Here is a 6275-nt window from a genome sequence, read left to right on the forward strand (position 1 = left end):
AACAACAACTATCAAATTAAATTTGATTAACACGCTCATTATATTAGCAATATTTGTATATTTGCTCATATTGTTAGCACAAAGTTAGCTAATTTATTTTAAATTGCAAATATTATTAGCAAAATATTTTTCGCTATGTTCGGAAAGAATTTAAAAAAGATACGGAGCGTTCACGGAATGAGCCAGCAGGAATTTGCAGAACTATTTGATTTAAAGCGTGGTACACTTGGCGCTTATGAAGAAGACCGTAGTAACCCTAAGCTGGAAACAGTAATGAAAATTGCTAAACATTTTAGCATTGGTGTAGAAGACCTGCTCACTAAAGAGCTTACCGTAAACAAACTATTACGCTTTAATGAGGCTATAACTACAGGTGAAGCAACAGAACAGGATACTGCTTTTGCAGGCATATCCTGTATTACAGAAGGAAAATCAGCCGAATTTATTGCAAACTATACCAATGCTAATAATATTAGCAACATTAAGCTGCCTCTTATTTATCTTCCTAATGTAGAAGGTAATGATAAAATAGCTATGGTTGTAGATGACCTTACTATGTCGGGCGGCGCATCGGGCTTTTTGCCCAAAGATATGGTTATAGGGCAAAATATTGATTTAAAAGACATAGCATCAACCAACAGGGAACTTGTAGTAGCTGTTACCGACAAAGCACTCCTGCTGCGCAAAATGAGTTACCAGGGCGACAAGGTAGTCCTCAAAGCAAACCATCCGGGAGTAGAGCCTGTAGCCCTGGATACAACAGAGGTTAAGGGCATCTGGAGGGTGGTACATGTGTTTAGGTACACCATGCCTACCGGTGAGAACGAACTGGAGCAACGCCTTGCCCAACTCGAAAATACAATTGCTGCTTTACGGCAAAGGCCGGGATGGTAAAGCCTGATAAACGTTAAGCACGGCTATTGTTTAACAAGCAATTAACTACAAAACACGCGCTGTAAAAGGAACAGTTTTTGTAAATTTACAGATAAACGTAAATTGATATATGCAGATAGAGATAAGCAAGGTTGAGCTGCGCAACCTGAGGATTGAAGATTACAAACAGCTAAAGCTGAGCATGCAGCATGCTTATCATGACATGGATGAGCCCTACTGGGGCGAAAAAGATATTGAACGGCTTTTAAAAATGTTTCCTGAAGGGCAGCTCGTGGTGCTGGTTGACGGCAAGGTAGTCGGTTCGGCACTTTCGTTGATTGTAGATTATAAAAAGGCAACATCTAACCACACCTACGAAAAGATAACCGGTAACTACAGCTTTGACACCCATGACTATGATGGCGAGGTACTATATGGCATTGATGTATTTATAGACCCGGAATACCGTGGCCTGCGCTTGGGCAGGAGGCTTTATGATGCGCGCAAGGAGCTTTGCGAGCAGCTTAACCTTAAGTCGATCATTTTTGCAGGCAGGATACCCAACTACACCGATCACTCTAAAGAATATACCCCTAAAGAATATATAGAAAAGGTAAGGCTTAAAGAAGTGCATGACCCTGTATTGTCTTTCCAACTAAGCAACGACTTTCACGTAATAAGGGTGATGCGCAACTACCTTGAAGGCGATAAAAGCTCTCAGGAGTATGCGGTGCTAATGGAGTGGAACAACATTTACTACGATAAAAGCCCCAAGCTGATAAATGCACGTAAGAGCGTAGTGCGCCTGGGCCTTGTGCAGTGGCAGATGCGACCGCTGGCAAATGTGGAAGCCCTTTTTGAGCAGGCTGAATTTTTTATTGATGCCGTTTCGGGCTACGGGAGCGATTTTGCGTTATTCCCTGAACTGTTTGTTGCCCCGCTGATGGCCGACTTTAACCACCTTACCGAAGCGGATGCCATACGCGAAATTGCCCGCTACTGCGAACCCATACGCAAGCGTTTCCAGGAAATGGCAATATCCTATAATATAAACATCATTACCGGCAGTATGCCGATGGTAGAGGATGGTAACCTGTATAACGTAGGCTTTCTATGCAAACGCGACGGTACCAGCGAAATGTATCGCAAAATACACATTACCCCTAACGAAATACATTACTGGGGTATGAAAGGCGGATCTGAAATACAAACGTTTGATACCGATTGCGGCAAGATAGGTATTATGGTGTGCTATGATGTAGAGTTCCCTGAGCTCTCGAGGCTCATGGCAGATGAAGGCATGGAAATATTGTTTGTACCTTTCCTTACCGATACACAAAACGGCTACACCCGCGTTAAGCACTGCGCACAGGCAAGGGCCATAGAAAATGAGTGCTACGTAGCCATTGCGGGATGTGTGGGTAACCTGCCCGGGGTTAATAATATGGATATCCAGTATGCACAAACCGCGGTGTTTACACCGTCAGACTTTGCTTTCCCGTCAAACGGAATTAAAGCTGAGGCTACACCGAATACAGAAATGACACTTATAGTAGATATAGACCTTGACCTGCTTAAGGAACTGCACGAATATGGTAGTGTGCGTATACTTAAAGACCGAAGGGATGATTTGTACAGGATAAAAAAAATAAGTCCTGCAAAAGCACAGGAAACGCCAAGCAATACGGCTTCCAATAAAAAGCAGCCAGTAAAATAATGCCAAAGAAACACATTTCTATATTGGGTTGTGGCTGGCTGGGGCTTCCGCTGGCAGAATGCCTTGTTAACATGGGCTACAGCGTAAAAGGCTCTACCACAACAGCAGCAAAAACAGCTATTTTAAAGCAACACGGCATTGTACCTTATGTTGTACAACTTCAGGAAGGCAGCATAGATGGTAATATAAAAGAGCTACTTGAACAAACGGAATCACTTATTATTGACATACCGCCCGGACTGCGGGGCGGCTCAAACGAAAGCTTTACAAATAAAATAAAACAACTTGTTCCGCATATTGAAGCGGCACAGGTAAAAAATGTACTTTTTGTAAGCTCAACTTCGGTATATGGTAATAATAAAGGCACTGTTACAGAATATGATATACCATTACCCACTACAGAAAGCGGACGCCAATTGCTTGAAACGGAACAACTGCTTTTAAGTAATGAAAATTTCAGCACTACAGTTGTGCGTTTTGGGGGGTTAATAGGAGAAGACAGGCACCCGGTAAACCATTTAGCCGGTAAAGAAAATATAGCGGAGCCCTATGCACCAATTAACCTTATACACCAAACAGATTGTATTGGTATTATAACAGCAGTAATAGAAAAAGGTATATGGGGAGAAGTTTTTAACGGAGTGGCGCCCTTTCACCCTTTGCGAGAGGCATATTATACCGAGAAAGCTAAACAAAAAAACCTTCCATTACCTTTGTTCAGCCGGGAAGAAGCATCAGGAGTGAAGGTGATAGCTGCCGATAAGGTAACGGAGGTTTTAAAGTTTAGATTTAAATTTTCTGAACTCTAACTTAAATACTGCCCCCGGCAAACGCATTGGCAGGAGCAGTAATTAAAATTAGCTGAATGTATAACATTAGTTGGATGTGATGTAAAATAACATATAATTAACGACTTAAAATTGCGGAAAAACCGCAATTAACATTTTTTTAAGAAATTTTTTATGTATAAAAAACCCGCATTAAATGCGGGTTTTTTGTTGTCTAAGTTCAAACTAAATATATCCCTGGTTGCGTGCCTCAAGTATAAGCTCTTCATCACCACCCTCAACATCAAGCAACCGCTTTATCCTGTATTTTCGTTTTTCAATACCACTAACCGTTAGTGGTATATATTTATCGAGATTCTTGTTCTTAATACCCTTAGCCAGCAATTTAATTATCCTGATGTCGGTTTCATCCAATATAATACCTGTTTCAAGCCTTTTCTGGAAATTAGATACGGTTTTAGAATAAAAAGCACCACCATCAAGCACAGATTTAAACCCTTCAAACAGTTCATCTGTAGTACAGTCGCTCTTATTAATAAAGCCTTCCGGCTGTACATGCTCTAAAATGCGGCTCATTATATCAACCTCCTTGTGCATGGTCATCATCAGTATGCGGCACTGCGGCATCTTTTGCCTCAGCATAAGCGCAACATCCCCACCGGAAAATAATTCTTTTTCGGCATAATCAGGTATGCTGTAATCAACTACTGCTACATCGAAAGGATTTTCGAGATGCTGCTCAATAGTATGATATGCCGACCTGCAGTCTCCGGCTTTAATAAATTCAAGATTGCCATGCGTTCCGTTAAGGGTCTTAAAAATTGCATGGTACCCTTCAAGTACAACCACGTGGTCATCAATCGCAAGAACCCGTAATACCTTTTTCAAGTTGGATGTATTTACATTTTGGGTAGGCAAAGTTATATTTTAAATACAATATTAAATTGCGGAAAAACCGCAATTAACAAATACAAGCTAACATTTTTATTTTAAAATACTTCTTCTTCCGAGCCCTAATATTGCTGATAATTATAATTACAGCAGATGTTACTGCTGATGATGAAAATAGTTAAATTATCGCAATAAAACAATTTATTTAACAATATAAAGTAATCGAAAAATAATCATTTTGTAAATGCGCATAATTAAATAATATTCTATATTTAACCACTTTAACTGAACAAAAATGAAAAAACTTTGCTTTCTTATTAACCTGTTTCTGTCCATTAGCCTTTACTCACAAACTTATCAGGGTAAAATAGTACTTAATGACGGTAATGTAATAACCGGAATGGTTGAAATGAATTATGATACGGGAATTAATCTTATAAATTCGAATAATGAAATAGCCGAAGAAATTCCCGCAGAAAATATAAAATCTGCCGAAATAGATGTTGATGGCGAAATACAGCGATATGTTTATCTCGAGTCATATTATGCCACATATAACTTTAGCAAACAGACGAATCTTAAAATACGCATGATGCAAATACTATCTGAAGGGCCAAAAGTTACAGTACTGGAATATCGGCCTACAGTTGGATTACTTACAATGACAGAACTTACTTATTTGTACCTGCTTAAAACCGGCTCGCAAAGACCCGTGATGTACAGTTCAATACAACGCGGATCTATTATTAAACCAAATTATAAGCGATATGAATTTAAAGAATTTGCATTGGAATTCTTTGCAGATTGCCCTGCCCTGATAGAAAAAATAGCGAGTGAGGAGTATGACGCAAGAGAATCTATAGAAATTGCTGAAATGTATAATAACTGCAACTAAACATAAAGCCCGGCTATTACAGCCGGGCTTTTAGCATTCTAACTTTTATAATTATTAATTACGGAAGCAGAACCTTGTCTATAGCATGTACCACACCATTTGATGCCTGTACATCTGTAACAATAATGTTAGATACCCTGTCATTAGCATCTGTAATAGAAGCGCCACCCTCAAGGTTTACTGTAAATGAACCTCCCTGAAAAGTAGTAACGCTCATATTATCAGTTAAAGTTGCAGCAAGTACATTAGCTTCGGTAACAACGTGGTATGATAACGCATTTTGAAGTGTAGCCTGAGGCACATCGTTTAATGTTTCAAGGTTTAACTCATCAAGAAGTTCCACAAATGCAGCATCTGTAGGGGCAAAAACAGTGAAAGGAGAGTTTGCAGTACCGGAAAGTGTACCCACAAAATCAGGCTGGTCATCTCTTGTAAGTGCCTGTACAAGTATAGAGAACGCAGGGTTGGCAATAGCGTGGTTTACAACAGTAGGTAAATCGATTACGCTATTAACAACGTGTATAACACCATTGCTGGCCTCAATGTCAGCACTAGTAACCGTTGCACCACCATTAGCAGCACCGCCATTTATTACTACACCACTTGCGGTATTAATAAACATACTTAATGTGTTGGTAGAAGAAGCACTGCCTCTGGCAAGCGTTTTTACATATCCTGTTTGCAGTGAAGACGACATTACAGTACCGGAAACCACGTGGTTAAGTAATATTTCCCTAAGCACAGCTACAGGCACATCGTTTACTGTTTCAAAACCTTCGGCATCAAGAAATGCATCAAAAGCAGCATCAGTTGGTGCAAACACTGTAAATTCAGTATCACCATCAAGTGTTGCTACAAGGTCAGCACGGTCAAGAGCCTGTACCAGGATTGAGAAGTTCTGATCAGCGGCAGCTATATCAACAATAGTGTTATCCGGCTGATTGTTATTGTTGTTGTCATCATCGCTGCTGCATGACGTTACAAACGGCGCAACTGCAAAAGCCAGTATGGCGGTAGTCTTTGTTAAAAAATTGCTTTTCATAGCTTTAGATATTTATTTGGTTATGATTAGAACAAATTTATGTAAAGTTAAATCTTGTTAAATAAATTT

General features: G+C 39.8%; 6 protein-coding genes. 4 read left to right on the forward strand and 2 right to left on the reverse strand.

Going from position 1 to position 6275, the window contains the following annotated elements; translation table 11 throughout:
* Positions 1-135: 135 nt before the first annotated feature.
* The 3 genes from Q0K96_RS13540 to Q0K96_RS13550 all read left to right on the forward strand — a co-directional run bounded on the left by Q0K96_RS13540 (position 136) and on the right by Q0K96_RS13550 (position 3399).
* Positions 136-894 (forward strand): helix-turn-helix transcriptional regulator, encoded by a 759-nt coding sequence (locus tag Q0K96_RS13540; protein WP_297334517.1) that lies wholly within the window; start codon positions 136-138, stop codon positions 892-894.
* Positions 895-1003: 109 nt separating this feature from the next.
* Entirely contained in the window at positions 1004-2590 is a 1587-nt protein-coding gene (locus Q0K96_RS13545) for a bifunctional GNAT family N-acetyltransferase/carbon-nitrogen hydrolase family protein (RefSeq protein ID WP_297334518.1), read from the forward strand.
* Positions 2590-3399 (forward strand): SDR family NAD(P)-dependent oxidoreductase, encoded by an 810-nt coding sequence (locus Q0K96_RS13550; protein ID WP_297334519.1) that lies wholly within the window; start codon positions 2590-2592, stop codon positions 3397-3399. The genes Q0K96_RS13545 and Q0K96_RS13550 overlap by 1 nt, the downstream gene beginning before the upstream one ends.
* Positions 3400-3603: 204 nt before the next feature.
* On the opposite strand, the gene Q0K96_RS13555 is transcribed toward Q0K96_RS13550, so the two are convergent.
* The gene (locus Q0K96_RS13555; protein WP_297334520.1) at positions 3604-4266 is read right to left on the reverse strand and encodes a response regulator; all 663 of its coding nucleotides are present in this window, start codon (positions 4264-4266) and stop codon (positions 3604-3606) included.
* A gap of 298 nt (positions 4267-4564) precedes the next feature.
* On the opposite strand from Q0K96_RS13555, the gene Q0K96_RS13560 reads away from it, so the two are divergent.
* A complete protein-coding gene (locus Q0K96_RS13560; protein ID WP_297334521.1) occupies positions 4565-5164 on the forward strand; it encodes a hypothetical protein in 600 nt (199 codons plus the stop codon).
* A 58-nt stretch (positions 5165-5222) separates the two neighbouring features.
* Here Q0K96_RS13560 and Q0K96_RS13565 read toward each other — a convergent pair whose 3' ends face one another.
* Entirely contained in the window at positions 5223-6206 is a 984-nt protein-coding gene (locus Q0K96_RS13565) for a fasciclin domain-containing protein (RefSeq protein WP_297334522.1), read from the reverse strand.
* Positions 6207-6275: the final 69 nt, after the last annotated feature.

The organism is Flavobacterium sp. (assembly GCF_024305175.1).
Classification (GTDB): domain Bacteria; phylum Bacteroidota; class Bacteroidia; order Flavobacteriales; family Flavobacteriaceae; genus Flavobacterium.

Bases quoted from the DNA above. Each gene is read 5' to 3' on its own strand.
- Q0K96_RS13540 (WP_297334517.1), top strand. From the start codon at position 136: ATGTTCGGAAAGAATTTAAAAAAGATACGGAGCGTTCACGGAATGAGC.
- Q0K96_RS13560 (WP_297334521.1), top strand. From the start codon at position 4,565: ATGAAAAAACTTTGCTTTCTTATTAACCTGTTTCTGTCCATTAGCCTT.
- Q0K96_RS13565 (WP_297334522.1), bottom strand. From the start codon at position 6,206: ATGAAAAGCAATTTTTTAACAAAGACTACCGCCATACTGGCTTTTGCA.
- Q0K96_RS13545 (WP_297334518.1), top strand. From the start codon at position 1,004: ATGCAGATAGAGATAAGCAAGGTTGAGCTGCGCAACCTGAGGATTGAA.
- Q0K96_RS13550 (WP_297334519.1), top strand. From the start codon at position 2,590: ATGCCAAAGAAACACATTTCTATATTGGGTTGTGGCTGGCTGGGGCTT.